This window comes from Nitrosopumilus oxyclinae (assembly GCF_013407165.1).
GTDB classification, from domain to species: Archaea; Thermoproteota; Nitrososphaeria; order Nitrososphaerales; family Nitrosopumilaceae; genus Nitrosopumilus; species Nitrosopumilus oxyclinae.
On sequence record NZ_CP026994.1, the window covers coordinates 808,148 to 828,447 of the forward strand.

At 30.9% G+C, this 20,300-nt stretch carries 21 protein-coding genes; 16 read left to right on the forward strand and 5 right to left on the reverse strand.

What is annotated here, in order from left to right; all coding sequences use genetic code 11:
• The first annotated feature begins 4 nt into the window (after positions 1 to 4).
• The gene (locus C5F49_RS04780) at positions 5 to 322 is read left to right on the forward strand and encodes a hypothetical protein (RefSeq protein ID WP_179361877.1); all 318 of its coding nucleotides are present in this window, start codon (positions 5 to 7) and stop codon (positions 320 to 322) included.
• Positions 323 to 614: 292 nt separating this feature from the next.
• Here C5F49_RS04780 and C5F49_RS04785 read toward each other — a convergent pair whose 3' ends face one another.
• Complete coding sequence (locus tag C5F49_RS04785) at positions 615 to 989, reverse strand: hypothetical protein (RefSeq protein ID WP_179361878.1); 375 nt, start codon at positions 987 to 989, stop codon at positions 615 to 617.
• A 105-nt stretch (positions 990 to 1,094) separates the two neighbouring features.
• On the opposite strand from C5F49_RS04785, the gene thrC reads away from it, so the two are divergent.
• Together thrC and C5F49_RS04795 are read left to right on the forward strand one after the other, a co-directional pair.
• Positions 1,095 to 2,432 carry a threonine synthase gene (gene thrC, locus C5F49_RS04790; RefSeq protein ID WP_179361879.1) on the forward strand — a complete coding sequence of 446 codons (1,338 nt, stop codon included), beginning with the start codon at positions 1,095 to 1,097 and terminating at the stop codon, positions 2,430 to 2,432.
• 137 nt (positions 2,433 to 2,569) lie between these two features.
• On the forward strand, positions 2,570 to 3,823 hold the full coding sequence (locus C5F49_RS04795) for a hemolysin family protein (RefSeq protein WP_179361880.1): 1,254 nt from the start codon (positions 2,570 to 2,572) through the stop codon (positions 3,821 to 3,823).
• Here C5F49_RS04795 and C5F49_RS04800 read toward each other — a convergent pair.
• Positions 3,820 to 4,872: a type II glyceraldehyde-3-phosphate dehydrogenase gene (locus C5F49_RS04800; protein WP_179361881.1), complete on the reverse strand. Its 1,053-nt coding sequence runs from the start codon at positions 4,870 to 4,872 to the stop codon at positions 3,820 to 3,822. The genes C5F49_RS04795 and C5F49_RS04800 overlap by 4 nt on opposite strands.
• 271 nt (positions 4,873 to 5,143) lie before the next feature.
• On the opposite strand from C5F49_RS04800, the gene C5F49_RS04805 reads away from it, so the two are divergent.
• The 7 genes from C5F49_RS04805 (at position 5,144) to C5F49_RS04830 (ending at position 11,242) form a co-directional block, all read left to right on the forward strand.
• On the forward strand, positions 5,144 to 5,272 hold the full coding sequence (locus C5F49_RS04805; protein ID WP_179361882.1) for a CxxC-x17-CxxC domain-containing protein: 129 nt from the start codon (positions 5,144 to 5,146) through the stop codon (positions 5,270 to 5,272).
• Between the two features lie 165 nt (positions 5,273 to 5,437).
• A complete protein-coding gene (locus C5F49_RS04810) occupies positions 5,438 to 5,626 on the forward strand; it encodes a hypothetical protein (RefSeq protein WP_179361883.1) in 189 nt (62 codons plus the stop codon).
• Positions 5,627 to 5,663: 37 nt separating this feature from the next.
• Positions 5,664 to 5,972, forward strand: coding sequence for a hypothetical protein (locus C5F49_RS04815; protein WP_179361884.1), 309 nt, complete (start codon positions 5,664 to 5,666; stop codon positions 5,970 to 5,972).
• 45 nt (positions 5,973 to 6,017) lie between these two features.
• Positions 6,018 to 6,143, forward strand: coding sequence for a hypothetical protein (locus tag C5F49_RS09695; RefSeq protein ID WP_281361100.1), 126 nt, complete (start codon positions 6,018 to 6,020; stop codon positions 6,141 to 6,143).
• Between the two features lie 135 nt (positions 6,144 to 6,278).
• Complete coding sequence (locus C5F49_RS04820; protein ID WP_179361885.1) at positions 6,279 to 6,581, forward strand: hypothetical protein; 303 nt, start codon at positions 6,279 to 6,281, stop codon at positions 6,579 to 6,581.
• A gap of 118 nt (positions 6,582 to 6,699) precedes the next feature.
• Entirely contained in the window at positions 6,700 to 8,526 is a 1,827-nt protein-coding gene (locus tag C5F49_RS04825) for a glycosyltransferase (RefSeq protein WP_179361886.1), read from the forward strand.
• Position 8,527: 1 nt separating this feature from the next.
• The gene (locus tag C5F49_RS04830; RefSeq protein ID WP_179361887.1) at positions 8,528 to 11,242 is read left to right on the forward strand and encodes a polysaccharide deacetylase family protein; all 2,715 of its coding nucleotides are present in this window, start codon (positions 8,528 to 8,530) and stop codon (positions 11,240 to 11,242) included.
• Here C5F49_RS04830 and C5F49_RS04835 read toward each other — a convergent pair.
• Complete coding sequence (locus C5F49_RS04835) at positions 11,229 to 12,185, reverse strand: TackOD1 domain-containing metal-binding protein (RefSeq protein WP_179361888.1); 957 nt, start codon at positions 12,183 to 12,185, stop codon at positions 11,229 to 11,231. The two genes, C5F49_RS04830 and C5F49_RS04835, sit on opposite strands and share 14 nt — an antisense overlap.
• Before the next feature lie 402 nt (positions 12,186 to 12,587).
• Here C5F49_RS04835 and C5F49_RS04840 point away from each other — a divergent pair, with 402 nt between their 5' ends.
• Positions 12,588 to 13,292 (forward strand): DsbA family protein, encoded by a 705-nt coding sequence (locus C5F49_RS04840; protein WP_179361889.1) that lies wholly within the window; start codon positions 12,588 to 12,590, stop codon positions 13,290 to 13,292.
• Positions 13,293 to 13,402: 110 nt separating this feature from the next.
• On the forward strand, positions 13,403 to 14,797 hold the full coding sequence (locus C5F49_RS04845; RefSeq protein WP_179361890.1) for a hydroxymethylglutaryl-CoA synthase family protein: 1,395 nt from the start codon (positions 13,403 to 13,405) through the stop codon (positions 14,795 to 14,797).
• Positions 14,798 to 14,799: 2 nt separating this feature from the next.
• Here the strand turns inward: C5F49_RS04845 and C5F49_RS04850 are convergent, their stop codons facing one another.
• Positions 14,800 to 15,276 (reverse strand): hypothetical protein, encoded by a 477-nt coding sequence (locus tag C5F49_RS04850; RefSeq protein WP_179361891.1) that lies wholly within the window; start codon positions 15,274 to 15,276, stop codon positions 14,800 to 14,802.
• 77 nt (positions 15,277 to 15,353) lie between these two features.
• On the opposite strand from C5F49_RS04850, the gene C5F49_RS04855 reads away from it, so the two are divergent.
• The gene (locus C5F49_RS04855) at positions 15,354 to 15,902 is read left to right on the forward strand and encodes a hypothetical protein (RefSeq protein WP_179361892.1); all 549 of its coding nucleotides are present in this window, start codon (positions 15,354 to 15,356) and stop codon (positions 15,900 to 15,902) included.
• On the opposite strand, the gene bioD is transcribed toward C5F49_RS04855, so the two are convergent.
• Entirely contained in the window at positions 15,903 to 16,586 is a 684-nt protein-coding gene (gene bioD, locus C5F49_RS04860) for a dethiobiotin synthase (RefSeq protein WP_179361893.1), read from the reverse strand.
• A 72-nt stretch (positions 16,587 to 16,658) separates the two neighbouring features.
• On the opposite strand from bioD, the gene bioA reads away from it, so the two are divergent.
• The 3 genes from bioA to C5F49_RS04875 all read left to right on the forward strand — a co-directional run bounded on the left by bioA (position 16,659) and on the right by C5F49_RS04875 (position 20,143).
• Complete coding sequence (gene bioA, locus C5F49_RS04865; protein ID WP_179361894.1) at positions 16,659 to 17,975, forward strand: adenosylmethionine--8-amino-7-oxononanoate transaminase; 1,317 nt, start codon at positions 16,659 to 16,661, stop codon at positions 17,973 to 17,975.
• 73 nt (positions 17,976 to 18,048) lie between these two features.
• Positions 18,049 to 19,026: a biotin synthase BioB gene (bioB, locus tag C5F49_RS04870; RefSeq protein WP_179361895.1), complete on the forward strand. Its 978-nt coding sequence runs from the start codon at positions 18,049 to 18,051 to the stop codon at positions 19,024 to 19,026.
• Positions 19,001 to 20,143, forward strand: coding sequence for an aminotransferase class I/II-fold pyridoxal phosphate-dependent enzyme (locus C5F49_RS04875; protein WP_179361896.1), 1,143 nt, complete (start codon positions 19,001 to 19,003; stop codon positions 20,141 to 20,143). The genes bioB and C5F49_RS04875 overlap by 26 nt, the downstream gene beginning before the upstream one ends.
• Positions 20,144 to 20,300 lie beyond the last annotated feature (157 nt).

Here is a 20,300-nt window from a genome sequence, read left to right on the forward strand (position 1 = left end):
CAATATGAGTTCTAAAGAATTCGAAGTGAATGGAACAGATTACAAGATAGTTCTAACTGAGCAAGTAATCGGTCATGTCAATAATTTAAAAGATCTTTACAATGCAGCTTATGAAGACCCTGAAAGTTTCGAAGATGTAAGTTCTGAAATTTCAAATACCATTACAGAAATTGCAAGTACAATAGAACCAGAAGCTGAAGATAGCGATTTAGATGGAATCATCCAAGAGATCATCAAAGCAGTAGAGCATAAAGCAGATGAAATTAAAAAAGAATTGGAAGATAGACCAGCAAAAAAAACAAAATCAAAATCAAAAAAATAGTCACATTTTGACCATAAACTCATAAAAAATTGGGGGATAAATTATATTCTAAATCATACAACCAATATCATGTCAAGTAGCTGCGAATGTGGGATCTGTGGTCATCATAGTGAGGCAGAATGTCGTGAAAAAGAATGTAAATGCTGTTTGAATTTCCATGAAAGATCTGGACCAAAACGAAAATAAAATTAATTATCCTTTTTGAAACAACTACATTTTTTGGACATGTGTCTATTACATCCAAAAAGTTTATGATCACGGCAACCACATAGAATGCATTTTTTTCCATTTGTCATATCTTTTCTACTAAATCCTCCATACTGTCTATCATTTTTTTATCTTCTAATGCTTCAAGAATTTTAAATCTCATATTTTTCACTCGGTGTACATCATTTGAATATAATGGAGCCATTGTTTCAATCTCCTTTTCAAAAAAATAATTTTCTAAATAATGAGTAAATTTAGATTTTAATTTTTTAAAATCAGAATGGCTGATTTTATATTCATCAATATTGTTAGTTATCACCTTAAGAAACCCATTAATTTTTAACATCTCTTTCTTGATGTTATCAAGATCTCCAGGTTTATCTTGAATTTCTTTAAGGATATGATATGATTCAAGAGTTTGAGAAATAATCTTCTTGAGATGTTCATTGTATGTGACCACATTTGTAGTGGATAAACATCCAATCTAAAGTTTAGCAAATATGGTAAAGCTCAATCAATTTTTACATGATTTCCTTTAAATTATCACCGATTATCTAAAATTACTATGCAAGGGGACGCCTATCTCAAGTGTATTGATCCACAATGTGGGTTAGAATATCCAATTGAAAACACAAATGTTCAATGTGAGAAAGGGCATCTTTTAGATGTAAAATACAAAAATAAACCATCTCCAAAACTCAAAGAAGTTTTTTACAAGAGACGGGATTCTGAAAATAGTATATTTAATGAAAGTGGAGTTTGGAGATTTAGAGATTTACTAAATTTTTGTCAAATCGATACTGAAAATCTAGAAGAATGTTCAAAATATCTAGTTTCATTAGATGGAGCGGAAGGAAGACAATCAAAACCATACAGGATGTCAAAAGCTGCAAATTTCATAGATATTTCAAACGATAATTTGTGGTTACAGCCTGAAGGATACAATCCAAGTGGCTCGTTCAAAGATAATGGAATGGCAACAGCAGTGACTCATGCTAAAATGATAGGTGCCAAAAAAATTGTTTGTGCATCAACTGGAAATACATCTGCTTCAGCTGGAATGTTTGCAGCAAATGAAGGAATAAACTGTGACGTGTATATTCCTGCAGGTCAAATAGCCCCAGGTAAACTAAGTCAAGCATATCAATTTGGAGCACAAATTATAGAAGTTGATGGTAATTTTGATGAGGCATTAAAACAATCCTTAGATGATGCACAAAATCATGATGGATACACAGTCAATTCAATTAATCCATTTAGAATCGAAGGGCAAAAAACAATTCCATTTAGAGCATTAGAATATTTGAATTGGGAAGCACCTGATTGGATAGTATATCCAGGAGGAGCATTAGGAAATACTTCAAGTTGCGGTAAAGCATTAATGGAATTATATGAATGGGGATGGATTAAAAAAATTCCAAGAATTGCAGTAATCAATTCAGAAGGTGCAAGTACATTATCTGATTTGTATAATGGAAAATTTGAAAATGAAGAATTAAGATGGAATAAAGGTAATCCAAATACAGGACTAATTTCAAGATATTATGATCATTTAGATAAAGAAGGATTAAGACCAAAAACTAAAGCTACTGCAATACAAATTGGTAGACCTGCAAATATTTTGAAAGGATTACGTGCATTAGAATTCACTAACGGTGTTGCAACAACAGTTACAGATTCTGAAATGTTAGATGGAATGTCAGTTGTCGGTCTAAATGGATTTGATTGTGAAATGGCATCCGGTGCATCAGTAGCTGGAATTAAAAAATTGATTAATGATGGGATTATTAAAAAAGATGAAGTAGTAGTAGGAATCCTTACGGGTAGACAAAAAGATGCAATGATACCAGTGGATTACCATAAAAATCCTGAGAACAAATTTGCAATCCCGCCCAAAAATTAGCCTTAATTACTCTAAAGCAATTTTTATCTCAAGAGTTAAATCCATGTTTTGTAAATGACCAACAACCAAAAGATGGTGCAAAAAAACTAAATGAGTAATTGTAATAGTTGTTCTAAGAAATTTTCTAGGAGAATATCATGGTAGATTTATGGGTTGAAATTACAGCGTTAGCTGTATTAATCGGACTGTCTGGATTTTTCAGCGGTCTGGAAGTAGCACTTGTTGGAGTAAGAAAATCCAAAGTAGTTCAATTATTTAATGAAGGTAAAAAAGGTTCTAAAGCACTCTACAAATTAAAAATGAATCCTAGTTGGATGATGTCCAGTGTAAATCTTGGAAATAATTTGGTAAATGTAGGTGCATCAGCACTAGCAACAAGTCTTGCAATCAGATTATTTGGAGATGATGGATTGGGGATTGCAGTTGGAATAATGACATTTTTAATTCTAGTATTTGGAGAAATCACCCCAAAAACATATTGTAATGCCAATTCAACTAAAATTGCATTAAGGTATTCTCCAGTATTACTTGTGTTTAGTTATGTATTCTATCCAGTAGTAAAATTTTTTGAGATTATAACTAAAGGAGTTGTAAAAATGACTGGTAGTAGTTCCACCCCACCACCAATAACTGAAGAAGAAATCAGAGGAGTGATTGATCAAGGTTTGGAAGAAAAAGCATTGGAAAAAGATGAAATGGAATTAGTCCATGGTGCTTTGAAATTCGATGATACTGTAATTCGTTCAGTTATGACTCCAAGAACTAAGATGTTCACATTAAATTCTAAAATGTTACTTTTTGAAGCATTACCTCAAATTAACCAAAGTGGACATTCACGAATTCCAATTTACGGGGATACGAGTGATGACATTGTCGGATTTATTCATGTAAGAGATGTCCTCAAAGAACTAGAACGAGACAACAAAATGACTAGTCTTGAAAAAATTGCAAGAAAACCAGTATTTGCATCTCAAGAAAAAATGGTGAGTGGATTATTGAAAGAGATGAAGGGTAGAAAAACACACATGGCAATTGTAGTTGATGAACATGGAGGTGTAGAAGGGTTAGTTACTCTAGAAGATCTTCTCGAAGAAATAGTAGGTGAAATTGAAGATGAAACAGATTTGACTAGACAAGCAGATTTTGAAAGAATTGATCAAAATACAATTGTTACAAATGGAGATATAGAGATTGACAAAATTAATGAAATTTTTAAAACGAATGTTCCAGAAGGAGATGACTATGCATCACTAAATGGATTATTGCATGAGAGATTACAAGATATTCCCCAAGAAGGAGATAAAGTAGAAGTAAATGAATTAAGAATAATCGTAGAAAAAGTTTCAAAAAATATTCCTAAAAAAATTAGAATTGAAAAAATTAAAACTTAATTATTTTTAGCAAAATATTCTTGTAATTTTTGTTTTTTCTCAGCCATATGAAATATTGACTCAGTATGTGTAAATGCATCTTTGTAAGATTTTTCAAAAAGCATAGCTTGCATTAACATGTGATTTTCTGGAATTACAATTCCAGTTTGATCATCAGAGTACATCATTTGAATGGTATCGCCAATAGCAGTAGTCATGTTAGCATGAATGTGAATCATGTTGGTGTCAGTAAAATTAAATCCCATATTTTGAGCATAGTCTCTTACATCCTTAGTACCTTTAGCAGTCCAAAGTGTTGCAACACCAAATTCATTTGTAAACACATCGTGGATTTCAGAGGGTTTTGGTGCAGTGTCTTTGAATCTAATATCCATTATGTGTAAGTGCATTTGTCTTGTAGGGACTTTGATTGCACGAACGTATAATGGCGCATCTTTGCCAAAATATAATTTAACGTCATCACCATGATGTGGTTTTTCAGTCATCTCTATGGTGTCAGAAACTTTTTTCTCAGTTTGCTCAATATCAGCCCATCTTCTCACTAGAGTAACATCGAATCTAACTAATTGATCACCAAACTTGTTTCGTAATGGTTCCAAAACTCTCCCCATTCCAGTAACATTACAGCTGCCTTGCATTACATGGTATTTTCCTAATGCCTGATTGTAATTTACTCGGGAATTAAACAATAATTCAGATACTGCCGCTGCACCTGTAGTGGATTCTCCACCTTGGTAAATTGCAGGGATTTTTTTTGGCTCGTAAAGATTTTTTTTATTTTTGTAACCATGCCCGCCAGGAGCAGCATCAATTACTAAATCGGATTGATCTAATGCAGATTCAATAGAACCTGAAATTTTATAATTTGAAAAAGAATCTAATTTTGATTCAGGAACATAAACATTTAGTCCTTTAGAGATTGCATCGTCTACTTTGCTGTCTGGAGAGTATTTTCCAATACCTACAACTGTAATTTCGGGGTCATCTTTTAGAAATGAAACAATTCTGCTTCCAATAGAACCATATCCATTAACAAAGACTTTCTTCATAAATTAGATGCCCCAGACCCATTTATTTAGATTCCAATAACCTTAAGTTCAAAATTATCTTAGATAACATATGGGGTTTTTGGGAAGATTCAAAAAAATACAAACTATTCCTGTACAACTTTCAGTAGAACACAAAAGATGTACAAACTGTAATCGTCTATTGTCAAAACACACTAAGAAAGAAATATGCTATTCATGTGATAAACATAAAGAATCATAGAGTCTAAACTCCAATACGCCCGTTCATATGGGAAGGAAAATCATGTATTGTATGTCAACAGACAGAAAAATGTACAAATGCGTATGTGCTGACTGCGGAAAAGATTCCGAAGTTCCTTTTGAACCAAAAGAAGGAAGACCAGTATATTGCAAAGAATGTTTACCAAAACATCAAAAATAGAAAATTTAGATTAGTTTCGTTTGATTAATTTTAAACTTGATTATTTTCAATTATTCTTATTTTTTTTTCTAAATCATAGTTAGATTTGGTTAAAAAATAAAATTGAGGTTCTATCATCAGTTTAGAGAAAAACACGCTTATGTAGACATAGAATTTCTAAAATCTGTGGACTGCATAGTATGTAATAAAAAGAAAGAAGATTTTGCAGTATGGAATAATAAAATAGTCATTGCAGCAACATATGATTCAGAAATACAAGATCATGAAAATATTCGTAAAATGGATGCAAAATCAATTATTTGTCATGACTGCATGCAATCAATAATTAACCAAGTAAATGAGAATAGAAAATAAATCAATACTATTATGTCGTGAAGGATCATAGTGGATTATGGTTAAATCATTAGGCGATTATAATAAAGAAAAATCATCGTCATCAGATGTTAATAACATTACATGGACAAAGAAAAAACCTGTAGATGTGGATAAACCAAGAAATAATAATAAAAAGAAAATTTCACCAACAAATATCATCTATTCAAAAAACAATAAACCATCAAAAACAATTAAAAAAATTTACAAAATTGAAGATATTTCATCTGAAGAAAAAACAAAAAATGACATATCAGATAGAATGTTTGAAAAATCATCAGTAAATAATTCTAAAATAAAGCCAAGTTTTAAAAGACCTGCAAGATGATCCAACCATCAATACTCTTAAGTTAACTACAAACTCAATAAAATTATGGATGACGAAAAGTTCTTTATTTGTAAAAATTGTGGAACTGAATTTCCATCAAAAGAAATAAGACTCTACTGTAAAGTTTGTAAATCAAATTTAGATAAAACAGGTAACTTGCCAAAAATATAGTGTGTAAAACCATAATAATCGTATAATTTAATTAAAATCATGTCATCATTTATGAAAATATCCATAGCAATAGTTGTAATTGCATTTATCATAGTGTTTGTAACCCTTTAATCTCAGAAATAACATAATCACATAATGGGATTTTTGTCAAATTTCAAAAAAGATATCCATTCATCAAAAAGAGAAAAAGCTGCTCAAATGAATGGAAAACATCTCAAAGGATTACTAAAGAAATTCAAAGAAGAAAGAGACAGAATAGAAAAAGAAACTGGGGTTAGACCTCAAATTGATGATAGCACACAAATGTTTATGCAAAAAATTCTAAATGTTTGGATAGATGAAGGTAAAAACATAGATGAAGAGAAGTTTTGGAAAGAGGTGGATCATTATAGACAATTTACCCATGCTGTAGAATTTTATGAAAATAATCATCAATAATATGAAATTTGGAATGAAATGAAATCATCATAATTTTGCATAAAATAATAGACTGAAAGGAAAATTTTCATGACGTACTAACATATAATCACAAATCAGGCTTTAACAATTATTAAAATTGGACAAAAATTCAATCATCTCAAAACTAGCTCAGGCTATAGATCAATCAAAAGGAGATGAAGGTAGAAATCAATACTTGTTGAAAAGACTTAGGAATGATAGAGACATTACAAATTCAGATAGACAGTATTTAGAGAAAATTTTAGAATTAAGAATTTCCAGCATTGACAATGAAACAATCAAGGAAAAAACAATAATTCGGAAAAAAGACAATACTGTTTTTTTAAATCCAAAAATGATCAAATGTAATTCTTGTGAAAAAATAATTAAACTTGAAGAAAAATCATTAAGATTTCAAAACAATTGGTATCATGAATTATGTGCAAAACCAATTTTAGAAAAAACTAAACCAGAAATTACTAAAAATGTAAAAACTCCAAAAAAGAAACTAGATTTAATTCAAGTGGGATTAGTTGTAGCAATTGTTGGATTTCTTGTAACAAGTGTTTTTTTCATTTTAGGACCTCTAAGTATGATTGCTATGGGTATTGGCGGAGTAATCACCCTATATCACATAGTTGGAGCTACAGGAGAGCTATACTCTAAAAATAAAACTGGAAAACGTGCACCATCAGTGTTTTTGGTGTTTCTTTTAGGTTCCCCATTTGTCATTGGAGGGATGATTGCATTTGAAGGATACACAATGTTAGAATCACCTGTAAGAATAATTTTGTTATGGGCACTAACTATCTCATTTTGGTCAACAATGTTGTTTGTACCTATGGCAGTCATAAGCAAGTATCGAGAAGATAATCAACAAGTTGTAAAAACATACCCAAAAATATCAATCATAATTCCAGCTTATAATGAAGAAAAAGTAATTGCAAATACAATTGAAGGGTTACTAGAAACAAAATACCCAAATAAAGAAATTATTTTTGTAGATGATGGTAGTAGTGATTCAACATTATCAATAGCATCAAGATATAAAAAACAAATTCTTGTATTGCATAAAGAAAACGGAGGTAAAGCTACTGCACTAAATTATGGAACTGTATATGCAAAAGGCGAGATCATAGTAATAGTTGATGCAGATACAATTATTGGAAGAAATGCTCTAAAAGAGATTGTAAAAGGATTTGAAGTAAATGAACATGTTGCAGCAGTTGCCGGCAACATAAAAGTAAGAAACAGAAATAACATATTAACAAAATGTCAAGCATTAGAATACATAACTGGAATTCAAATTATCCGAAGAGCTTTTGATATATTTGGATCAATTACTATAGTACCAGGAGCATTAGGTGCATTTAGAAAATCATTTTTGATAGAGGCCGGAGCATACGGTAAAGATACGATTGTCGAGGATTTTGATCAAACAATAAAACTTCTAAAAGCAGGTCTAATTACACAAGGAAGTAGTAAAGCTACAGCCTATACTGAAGCACCAAATACAATGAAAGACTTTGTTGCTCAAAGAAAACGATGGTATAGAGGAAACATTCAGGTACTAAAAAGACATTCAGATGCTTTAACCAATCCCAGATTTGGACATCTGCAAAGACTATCCCTACCATACCTATTCCTAGGAATGGTTGTTACTCCAATCATTGGTTTTATTGCTACAATTAATGCCATAATAGGCGTCATTATGGGGGATGGTTTGTATATTTTACAAATATCTTTAATTTTTGTTGTTGTGCACTATCTAATGACGGCATTAGCATTGAGAATTGATAATGAGGATCCCAAGTTACTCCTCTATACAATATTTTTAGTATACGGGTTCAAACAGGTTGTAGACTATTTGTTACTAAAAGCAATTATAGAACAATTAAGAAACAAGAAAGCTACTTGGACAAGTGCGAAAAGAATTGGAGTGTAAGATGTTATTTAATAAAAAATGTATAGTGTTATCCATCATCATATCACTTGTTTTACTAATACCACATGAACAAATTTTGGCAGAAGAAAATGAAATTGTTGAAGTTGAAATCAAATACACAAATGGTGATAGAGCAGATTTTAACGATATGGAGGTAAAAATATTTCAAGACTTTGATAAAGTACCAATACTAGAAAAAAAAATAGAAAGTAATCCTGAAAAAATTTTATTGCCAATAAACCATCGCTATAAAATTGAAGTTTATGTTAATGGGATGTATGCCGATGTAGGATATATTCAATTAAATAATAATCCTGAAAAACTAAACATAATCATTCCATTATCAGGAGGTTTAAAGTTTGAAGTTTATTATAAAAATGGAAATCCGATCAAAGATGCAACAGTAATTATAAAATCCCAAGACAATGTGGAATGGAGAAAAGGGTTAACAAATGATAAAGGTGAAACAACACGGTATTGGATTCAATCCACTACAAAACAAGATGAACATTATATTGCAGATGTGTATTTAGGAGAAATTTTTATCACTTCGGATTATCCCATTAAATTACAAGCTGGATTATCACTTGATAAAAAAATAAATACAAATTTGCAAGAAGTTTTAGAAGAATTAATTACAGTTAATTTGTATTCAGGTACAAAAAAAATTACATCAAATGATGGAAATTATAAAGTGTCGTTAGTAAATTCAGTTGGAAAAACTGTCACTACATCAGATGTAAATTTTAGAGGAGATGCCCAATTTTCGAATCTAAAAACGGGAATGTATTCTATTAAAATAAGTAGTGAAAACAATGCAGAAAATAAATATTGGCCAGAAAATAAAATACCATTAGTAGGAAATGTAAATCATTTCAACATCTACAAACATACACCTAAAATGATTGAAAATGAAAATCCGTTACTCGAATGTAACTGTATTGCATTCAGACTTGATGATATACAAGATTATTGGTTAGCAGACACACAAATTGAAATGATAAAATTGTTTGAAGAAGAAAACATACCACTTACAATTGGGGTAATTGGAGGCCTCATAGGAAATGATCAAAAGATCACATCAGTAATCAAAGAAACATTACTAAATAATAATACAGAAATTTCAAATCATAGTTGGAATAATGACGCTCTAACAACCGTTAGTAAAGAAACACAAGAAAAATACATCCTAGATACAAATGAAAAAATATTTGAAATTTTCGGAGTAATACCAACATCATTCATCCCTCCTCAGAATTTGTATAATGACAATACAGTTGAAATTTTAAAAGAAAATGGATTTACCCATTTAACATCACATATTAAAGAAAATAGTAGAATTTTTGTAGAAAATGAATTTCATAATATCCCTGCAACAACAGAAACAGGCGTCCTAATTAATGGAAAAGATTGGGTACTTAATGAAACAAGTGAAATTGAATCAGAAATAATCAAGAGCATTAATCAAAAAGGATATGCCATAATCATGATGCATCCACAAGGGTTTACAATTAAAAACGAAGAAATTTATGCAGAACCAAATCAAAAAGCCCTTTTGGAATTAAAAATATTATTGGGTAACGTATCCACATTAGATTCAAAATTTGTAAAGTTAAGTGAAATTAAAAAGAACAGCACTCAAAATAATTATCAAGAAAATACACATCAAACTCCAATAAACAATACAAACGTAGAGAAGGTTAAAAATACAATCGACACCTGTAATTGTGTATCTTTTAGATTAGATGGGGTACAAGATTATTGGTTAAACAATATTCAAATTGAAATTATGAATGTATTTATTGAAAATAAAATTCCTTTAACAGTTGGGATTATTGCAGATGCCTTTGGAAATGATCAAAAAATTACTTCATTTGTAAAAGAAAATACAAGCAAGAATGGAAAAATTTTAGAAGTTGCAACTAAAGGGATTGGATTAACGCCATATACCAATTATGACAAAGATGAACAAAATCAAAATCTAAAAGAATCAATAGAGAGAATTGAATCAGTAGTAGGTGTCGCTCCACATATTTTCATACCTCCAAGTAACGTGGCAAATTCAGACACTCTTAAAATATTAGAAGAAAATAAAATTACTCATATCAGTACTAGTCTAGTAAATGAAGAAAACCCCACATTTGCATTAAAAGGGGAAAACATCTACAGATTCCCACAAATAACTGCAACAGGGAAATTTAATCCAACATCAAATATCTATGAAGGAAGAAACTCACAGCAAGTGGTAAATGAATTAATTGACGGAGTCAAGAATTACGGATTTGGAATAATAACAATTCAACCACAAGAATTCGCCACTGTCATTAATTCAACATATACAAACTCTGTGAATAAAAATCAAATTAATGAATTAATAAAAATCATTGATGAAATTGATGAAAAAGGGTACAAAATTGTACCAATTGGAAAGATCAATTCTAATTTAATAATAGTTGTTCCACAGTGGATTAAAAATAATGCAGGGTGGTGGGCAGATGGTTCAATTGATGACAAAACATTTGTGCAAGGAATAGAGTATCTAGTTAAAGAAAAAATAATTCATGTTAATGATAAATCTCAAACGTCAAAAATAGAACAAAACATTCCACAGTGGATTAAAAATAATGCAGGGTGGTGGGCAGATGGTTCAATTGATGACAAAACATTTGTGCAAGGAATAGAGTATCTAGTTAAGAATGGAATTATTTTGTATTGAGAACTTTGTAATTTACACTTGATTTCCAACGTGCTTCTTCAAGTTTAAATCTACTTTCACATTTCAAACAAATGTAACTAGTTGAAATTTCAGGAGAAAGTCCACCACAATCATTGCAAATGTAATGGTTTTGCATTACTCTGTAATCCACACCTAATGCTTTAATTTCCTTTTTACAGTTTGGACAAAGTTCATTTTCATAAGTACTTTCTTCTGTAATATTACCACAATCATAATGTTCAATTAATTTACCTAATTTGAAATTTGAACTTTTACAAGTAGGACAAAAGAATACCTGAGATGTTCGTATAGAATCACATTGATTGCAAGCAATTTCTTTTTTATTGTCTAGTTGAACTATTTTTCCTTTTGTTTCTAGCTTTTTCAAATAAGTTACAATAAATTCATTTGAAAACCCAAGGATCTGTTCAATTTTATTCAAACTAATTTGATTATTAGTTTTTAAAATAAAATCAATATGTTCTATAATTTTCTCTTCATCTATATCATCTTCTTGAGATGTACTAGTTCTGGGAGACTTTTTTTCCAAATATGATTCTTCTTCTTCCAATATTGTGATAATTTTTTCAACTTCATTGAAATGGATTGGTTTTTGAAGATAGTGATATGCACCCAATCCAATTACTTCTTTAATTGTGTCTTCGTCTTTGCTATTTGCTGTTTCAATTATAATTTTTGTAAAAGGTTTTATCGGCAATATCTGAGACATTATGGAATTTGCAGTACTATCAGGAAGATTATAATCCAAAAATATTAACGGAGTGATATCTTTTTCAACAAATTGTTTGAATAGAGATATCCCAGCATGTCCAGACTCGGCGGTTTTGATATCTGTATAACCTAGTTTTTTCATAAATTCAGCTAGCAACATACCAACAGCAGGACTATCTTCAATAATTAAAACAGAGTTTTTTGATTTCAATAACTATCTACCAATTATAACTAAAATAAAAACTGTTTATAAAATGAAACATGTATTATTGTACACTCAGCATAAATTTCTTCATCATTTTACAATTATTGTTTCATTCACGACAAGTTTATCAATTTTAGTTGAAATTATGCATTTAGATCAAATACAACAATTCAAGTTATAATTACAAATTATAAAAATCAAAGAAGGGCTATTTCTGTTAAAATTGTAAACAATATAGAATTGTATGAAACAAAGTACATTTTTCCAGATAATTCAAAAAAAGATTATCAATTTCAGAAAATAAAAATTCAGGATAAAAAATATCGTAAATATTTACTTTAGGGGAGACCATCAGATAATTGAAAATGGAACAAAAGACTAAATGTACCAAAACAATTTTGATTTCTATTGTTACATGCACCTTCACTTGCCATAGGAGCCATAATTTCAGCAATAGTCATCATAATTGCATTTACAATGTTTGATGGAATTACAAATCCTACAGAACTAAAAATTGAACCAACGCCCACCATACAACAAGCAGGTCCTGCAAAAATTACCATGGAGACATTTCTTGCAAATGGCTCACCAATACTTGGAAATCCAAACGCACCAGTGACATTAATTGAATTTGGAGACTATCAATGTCATTTTTGCAATGTGTTCTTTCATTCAACTGAAGGTAAAATTTTAGAAAACTATGTTGAAACAGGTAAAGTAAAAATGATTTTCAAAGATTACAACATAATTGGCCCTGATTCTGTAAATGCATCACATGGGGCACATTGTGCAAATGATCAAGGTTTGTTTTGGGAATATCATGATATTTTGTATTCCAATTGGACTGGAGAGAATAATGGGTGGGCATCATCAGAGAATTTAGGTAGATTTGCTCAAGAAATAGGATTAGACATGGATGTATGGTCTGAATGTATGTTAAACGGATTGCATTCACAAACAATTCTTGCAAGTAATGAAGATGCAAAAAATTTAGAATTAACTGGAACCCCTGCATTTTTTGTCATAGGACCTGATGGAAAAACAACCAGATTGTTTGGAGCTCAGCCTTTAGAAACATTTGAAAAAGTTTTTGAAATGGAATTAGAAAAATAGATTTTGCGATCATTTTATTAATAGATTGTCAACAAAATTACGAAAATTGCCTTCCTAGTTACTTAGAATTTACCCAATATCCTTATTAATGAAATTCCGAGTCCTAGCTTATGGCAGCTGGAATTGATGACATTGCAATTTACATCCCAAGATTGTATATCGATGCAGCTGATTTTGCAGATAATAGAGGATTAGACCCAGTAAAATTACAAAAAGGCTTAGGAGTTTCACAGATGGCAATAGTTGATGCCAATCAAGACCCAGCATGTCTTGCAGCAAATGCATGCTTACGAATTATGCAAAAAAACAAACTTTCACCTGACGATATAGGAAGATTATACATTTCAACTGAATCAGCATTTGATGAATCAAAAGCAATGAATTCATACGTTATTGGAATGCTAGAGCAAGTTTACGGTCAAGGTGCATTTGAGCACTGCGGAGGAGTTGAAACTAAATTCGCATGTGTAAGTGGTTCTTATGCACTTTATGATAATGCAAACTGGATTAGAGCAGGAGAAGCAGAAGGAAAACATGCACTGGTAGTAGTATCAGATATTGCAAAATATGATATGGGTTCTAGTGGTGAAATGACACAAGGTGCAGGAGCAGTAGTTATGCTTCTGAATGATGAACCCCGATTATTGGGTTTTGATCCTAAAGTAACATCAACATCAATTAAAGATGAATATGATTTTTACAGACCTTTTGGAAAAGAAACTCCTATTGTTCATGGACAGTATTCCAATTTACTTTACATGATTCAAGTAAGAAAAGCACTTGAAATATACAAGAAAAAAGTTGCATCATCAGGATTAATCAAATTAGAACCAGATGAGACAATTTTAGATCATATGGACTACATCAACATGCATTTGCCTTATAGTAACATGGGAAAGAAGGCCTTAGCATATCTAGTTAGACATGAATGGAGAAAATTGCCAAGATGGAAGAAGATTTTACAAGAGATTGGAGTAGAAGAACCAGTTCCCAAAGATCCACGTGGAACAATTGAATCAGTATTAGGTGATGAGGAATTTATGGCAAAAGATCATGAATTTACCAAGCTATTTACAAAAACTGAAACATATCAAGAAGTTTATGAATCAAAACTATCTAGTTCTTTGATTGCATCTAGTATGATAGGTAATTTGTATACTGCATCACTATACTTGGGATTTAGAAGTAGTTTAGAATTTGAATATCAAAAAGGAATTGATCTTGAAGGAAAAAGAGTAGGATTTGGATCATATGGAAGTGGCAGTAGTGCAATGGTGTTCAGTGGAGTAATCCAACCATCTTACAAAGAAATAGTAAAAAATCTGAATTTGGAAGCAGAGATTGGAGATAGAAGAAGACTCACATGGGATGAATATGAAGAATTACACGAAAACAAACTAGCCCCTGAAGAATCCATGGTTAATTCAAAGAAAGAATTTGTTCTTGTAAATGTGGATACTAAAAAAGAATCCAGAGGCGAAAGACACTATGTTTACAATGAATAATTTTAAAATTGTGAATTTTTAGAATATTTTGAATTAAATTCAGTTAATTTCTCTAAAATTTTCTTCATTGCACCTTCAGAAAATTTGAAGTTTTTTGTTTTAATTTTTAAAACAGGATTAGAAGACAATGTGCTAAAAAAATCACCTGTAGGAACAAAGCCAAAATGAACAAACTCAAAAGAATCAGACTCTGTTTCAGTAGCAAATTCAAAGAACAGTATGAACATCTCTTCATAGTGATCTATATGAACAAAAACATGACTAAAATTTGATTTTTTTATCCTATCAAATAATTCAAAATTTACATCGTTAATTGTAACTGCTCCAGAATTAGTGGAATATAATGAAAAAATTTCTACAGGTATTTTAGTTCCATCTTGAATTGTCCATGAGATGTTATCAAAATTGTTAAGAATTTCAATATTTTCTAAATCCTGTCCATCATCAGTTAATTCAATCAAATCACCAACAATTACCATGATCAACACTACACAATCTGCTTTTTAAAATCATCTAACAAGGATTTTATTAAAAAGAAATAGTGAAAGGTCAAGAAATGGAAGAAGAATCAAATCCAATTAAGGATTATTTGTTCAATTATATAGAAAGTTCAGAAATCATTCCCAAATTAATTGTTGAAAAAAAATTTGAACAAATTATTGATGACATTGCAATGAATTGCTATGATCATATTCTAACAATGGGTGTAAAAGATGAAGTAGTAGGAGTACTAGCTACAGGATTATTGCATTATTTACTTACTAATGCACTAATCACAAGTCAAAGAAAAGTAACGTATAATGATACAGAGTTAGATATAGTTATTCCAAATACAAAAACATTAGAAAAAGATCCAAAAAAAACATTGTTAGTGTATATACCAAAATCATCAAACGTTGAAATAATAAATGAAAAGATAGCATCGTTGGAAAAAATTCAACCTGAAAAAGAAAACATATGGTTAGTGTTATCAGAAAATATCCCTACAAACAAGAAAACATTTGTTTTATCTAAAGAGGAAAATTCGTTTTCAAAAATTATTTTTGAAATTGCACAGTTTAGTAATGTTCATGGTACAAGTAAATTCAAAATTTTAAGAATATAACTATTTTAATAGCAATTTAAAATTAAGATTCTTTTTGAAAATTCTATTCAAAGATGCATTACTCATATCTTCGATAAAAGGGATAGAACCTAAAACAGGAACACCAGTAAGATTTTCCAAGTCACGAGTCAAATCTTTAACTGCATACCCCTTGTCAAAATTATTAATTATTATTCCTTTGATAGGAATTTTGTATTTCTCACACATCTTCACTGTCATTATAGTATGGTTTACAGTTCCAATTTTACTTCTAGTTACAATTACTGTAGGAATTTTCATTTCTTTAATCAAGTTTGTAATGTAATAGTCTTTGAGAATAGGAGTCATGATTCCACCCATTCCCTCCACCAGAATCATGTCGTGAAGTTTAGTTAATTTTTTAAAACTAGATAGAATGGTTGAAATTTTTGGTTTTGTTTTTAATTTCTTCCATGCAGTATACGGAGATGCAGGAATTGGAAAGAATTGTGGATTTACTAATTTTTCAGGATCACATACTTTTGCGGCTCGAGATAATATCTTAATGTCTTCAGATTTGTACCCTTTTTTTTCAGCGACACCTGCTGCAAATGGCTTCATCACGCCGACATCTACATTCATTTTTTGAAGTACAACTGCAAGCCCTGCCGTGATGTATGTTTTTCCAACATCAGTGTCAGTTCCTGTGATAAAGAGAGATTTCAACAATGATATTCAGAATTATCCATTGATTAATTCATCGGTTAATTATTAAGATCTGAATCTATACAAAATCCATTGAAAAGTTCTGTCTGGCATCCAAACACTCAGATGAAAGAATGGGACAAATTTACAAAAATCACCAGTGCAAAAGGAGTATGGCTAACAGATTCTAAAGGGAATAAAATGATTGATGGTGTAGCCTCAATGTGGTGTAACGTTTGGGGACATTCAAACCCACAACTAATCAAGGCCATTAATCAACAAAGCAAAAAACTGCAACATTCATCACAGTTTAACCTAACAACAGAGCCTGCAGAAAAACTTGCAGACAGTCTTGTAAAGATATCACCTAAGATGCACAAGGTGTTTTATTCAGATAACGGCTCATCTGCAATGGAGATTGCAATCAAAATAGCATTACAGTATTGGAAAAATAGAGGCAATAAAAAGAAAACAGAGATTGCAACATTAGAAAATGGATATCACGGAGATACATTTGGAGCAATGTCTGTAGGATATGTACCAGAGTTCTTTGGTAAATTTAAAAAACAATTATTTTCAACAATACAATTTCCAGTTCCAAATAAATACAGAGTACCAAAAGGATTTACATTAACAGACTATGAAAATTATTGCTTAGATAAAATTGAAAAAAGATTTTCTAAAAAAGATAACATTGCAGCATTTGTATTGGAGAGTGGTGCACAGGTTGCAGGAGGAGTTATAATTTATCCTAAAGGATTTCAAAAAAAGATCAGCCACATATGTAAAAAACATGATATATTATTTGTTTTAGATGAAATAGCAACAGGATTTGGTAGATTGGGATCAATGACACAGTATGAAGAACAAAAAAGCATTCCAGACATTATAGCATATGGGAAAATGTTAACTGGAGGATATCTTACCATGGCTGCAACTTTAACAAACAAGAAAATCTATGATTCATTTTTAGGTGAATTTAATGATTGGAGACATTTATTTCATGGACACACGTACACTGGAAACCCAATTGCAGCAGCTGTTGCATATGAGAATATCATAATGTACAAGAAAAAGAATTTGATTAAGAAAATTCAAAAAACATCCAAAGTGTTTGAAAAACTTCATAACGAAATTTCAGAGATAGATATCGTAGGAGACATTCGACATAAGGGGATGCTTATGGGAATTGAACTAGTAAAGGACAAATCAAAAAAAATACCAATTTCGCCTAAAAAATCCATAAATAAAATCTTCTTTGAGGAAGGAAAAAAGAACGGAATCTATCTCAGAACATTAGGAAACATAGTCATGCTTGTACCCCCATTGGCAATATCTGAATCAGAGTTAGATTTACTCCTAAAAAGAACAATATCTACAATCAAGTCTGCAAAATCAAAGATGGTTTGACTGTTAACCCCCCATACCCGTCAGGGTTAACCTTTCCAGTAATGTTATAAAATAGAATTATTTTAATAAAATTATGAGTATTTTGGAATTCATCAAAGAATGTCAAGAAAAAGTATTTTCAGGAAATCACATAACAGTAGATGATGCAAAGAAACTACTAGACGTTCCTGAGGAGAATCTCAAAGATTTAGCCAGATGTGCAAATGAGATTACTCGAGATTTTAATGGAGACAAAGTGGATGTTGAACAATTAAACAATATTAAAAAAAATGCATGTAGTGAAGACTGTACATTTTGTGGACAATCTGCATTTTTTGATACAGGAATAGAATCATATCAATTACCAACGCCAGAAGAAGTAGTAATCAAGGCAAAAAAAGCAATGGCAGAAGGAGCAGAGTCATATTGTCTTGTTGCAGCATGGAGAGAACCATCCACTAATGATTTTCAAAAGGTATGCAAAATCATTACAGAAATTAACGATAAAGTAGGAATTAGTGTTGAATGCAGTTTGGGTTTCCTTACACCCGAACAAGCAAAAAAACTCAAAGAGCTCAAAGTAAAAAGATACAATCATAATTTAGAAACTGCAAAATCAAAATTCTCAGAAATATGTACAACTCACACATATGAAGACAGATTAAAAACACTAGGCATTGCAAGAGAAGCTGGATTAGAATTGTGCACCGGTGGAATTATCGGGTTAGGAGAAACACGAGAGCAAAGATTAGAGTTAACTTTAGAATTAGCTAGACTATATCCAGAAGAAGTAACAATTAACATCCTAGTTCCAGTTCCAGGAACACCATTAGAATTACAAGCAGATTTGCCAAATTCTGAAATTGTCAGAATGTTTTCTGTGATCAGGTTCCTATTACCTGAATCAGTTATCAAAATATCAGGTGGACGTGAAACAAATCTGGATGATTCCGGAGAAGAGTTACTTCAAAGTGGAGCAAATGGAATTATCACTGCAGGATACCTCACCATGGGTGGAAATGAGGCTGAAAAAGACCGTAAAATGATTGAAAAAATTGGCCTTCAAGCATAAACTGAACTTTGTAGATTCAGAATTAAAAAATCTGAAACAAAAAAATCTTTATCGTAAAATGAAATATGGAATAGCCAATGGTTCCAAAATAACTATCAATAACAAACAGTTTCTCAACTTGTGCTCAAATGATTATTTAGGAATTCCAACTTCAAAAATTCAAATCAAACAACTACAATCAAGTTCTAGACTAGTCTCAGGAAATGATGAATCATATAGAAAATTAGAAGAAGCACTGGCAAAACACAAATCACATCAAAATTGTCTAATCTACCCTACAGGATATATGGCAAATTTGGGTGCAATTTCAGCAATTGCAAAAAAAGGAGATTTGATTCTCAGTGATGAATTAAACCATGCAAGTATAATTGAATCATGCAAGTTAACTGATGCTAAAATTTCAATTTACAAACATAATGACATGCAAGATTTAAATAAAAAAATAAAACAAAAAGGAAAAAACAAATTTGTTATAACTGAAGGAATTTTTAGTATGGATGGTGATTTATCATCATTAAAGCAGATTACTGAAATTTCAAATAAATCAAATGCCATTACAATAGTAGATGATGCACACGGGGATTTTGTAATAGGTAAAGATGGAAAGGGAACACCAGACCATTTTAAAGTTGCAAAGGAAATTGATTTGTATATCAGTAGTTTAAGTAAAGGGTTAGGATCATTTGGAGGGTATGTTTCATCTCACAACAATGTAATTGATTTATGTGTAAATAAATCAAAATCTTTCATCTATACTTCAGCACTACCATCTTTTTTGGTAGAGTATTCATTCAAACGATTCCAATCAAATAGAGAAAAACAAAAAAGAAAACTAGTAAAAAATACAGAACAACTTACAAAAGGGCTCAAACAAGTGGGTTTTGAAATAAATTCTACAAGTCAAATTATCCCAATAATCATAGGGGATGAAAAAAAAGCAATGCAATTTGGGAATTTTTTGTTTGATAGTGGGATATTTGCACAACCAATAAGATATCCAACAGTTCCAAAGAACCAAGCAAGACTGAGAATTTCAGTTACAGCGTGGTTATCAGGCACTGAAATTGAAAATTCACTAAAGATTTTTGAAAAAGCCTACAAAAAATTTTACAACTAGCGCATTGCGTCAAACCCACCAATTGCAGGTGAACCAATAATTACTGCAAGAGCAACTATAATTCCTAAAACTACTCCGACAATGATAAATCGCTTATTCATATCAAAAGTATCCACATCCCAGATAAAAAGGGATAGCAAAAGAGTTGGTAAAGAAT

Coding starts and splice junctions, on each gene's coding strand:
- C5F49_RS04780 (WP_179361877.1), top strand. CDS start 5: ATGAGTTCTAAAGAATTCGAAGTGAATGGAACAGATTACAAGATAGTT.
- thrC (WP_179361879.1), top strand. CDS start 1,095: ATGCAAGGGGACGCCTATCTCAAGTGTATTGATCCACAATGTGGGTTA.
- C5F49_RS04795 (WP_179361880.1), top strand. CDS start 2,570: ATGGTAGATTTATGGGTTGAAATTACAGCGTTAGCTGTATTAATCGGA.
- C5F49_RS04800 (WP_179361881.1), bottom strand. CDS start 4,872: ATGAAGAAAGTCTTTGTTAATGGATATGGTTCTATTGGAAGCAGAATT.
- C5F49_RS04805 (WP_179361882.1), top strand. CDS start 5,144: ATGTCAACAGACAGAAAAATGTACAAATGCGTATGTGCTGACTGCGGA.
- C5F49_RS04815 (WP_179361884.1), top strand. CDS start 5,664: ATGGTTAAATCATTAGGCGATTATAATAAAGAAAAATCATCGTCATCA.
- C5F49_RS09695 (WP_281361100.1), top strand. CDS start 6,018: ATGGATGACGAAAAGTTCTTTATTTGTAAAAATTGTGGAACTGAATTT.
- C5F49_RS04820 (WP_179361885.1), top strand. CDS start 6,279: ATGGGATTTTTGTCAAATTTCAAAAAAGATATCCATTCATCAAAAAGA.
- C5F49_RS04830 (WP_179361887.1), top strand. CDS start 8,528: ATGTTATTTAATAAAAAATGTATAGTGTTATCCATCATCATATCACTT.
- C5F49_RS04845 (WP_179361890.1), top strand. CDS start 13,403: ATGGCAGCTGGAATTGATGACATTGCAATTTACATCCCAAGATTGTAT.
- C5F49_RS04850 (WP_179361891.1), bottom strand. CDS start 15,276: ATGGTAATTGTTGGTGATTTGATTGAATTAACTGATGATGGACAGGAT.
- C5F49_RS04855 (WP_179361892.1), top strand. CDS start 15,354: ATGGAAGAAGAATCAAATCCAATTAAGGATTATTTGTTCAATTATATA.
- bioB (WP_179361895.1), top strand. CDS start 18,049: ATGAGTATTTTGGAATTCATCAAAGAATGTCAAGAAAAAGTATTTTCA.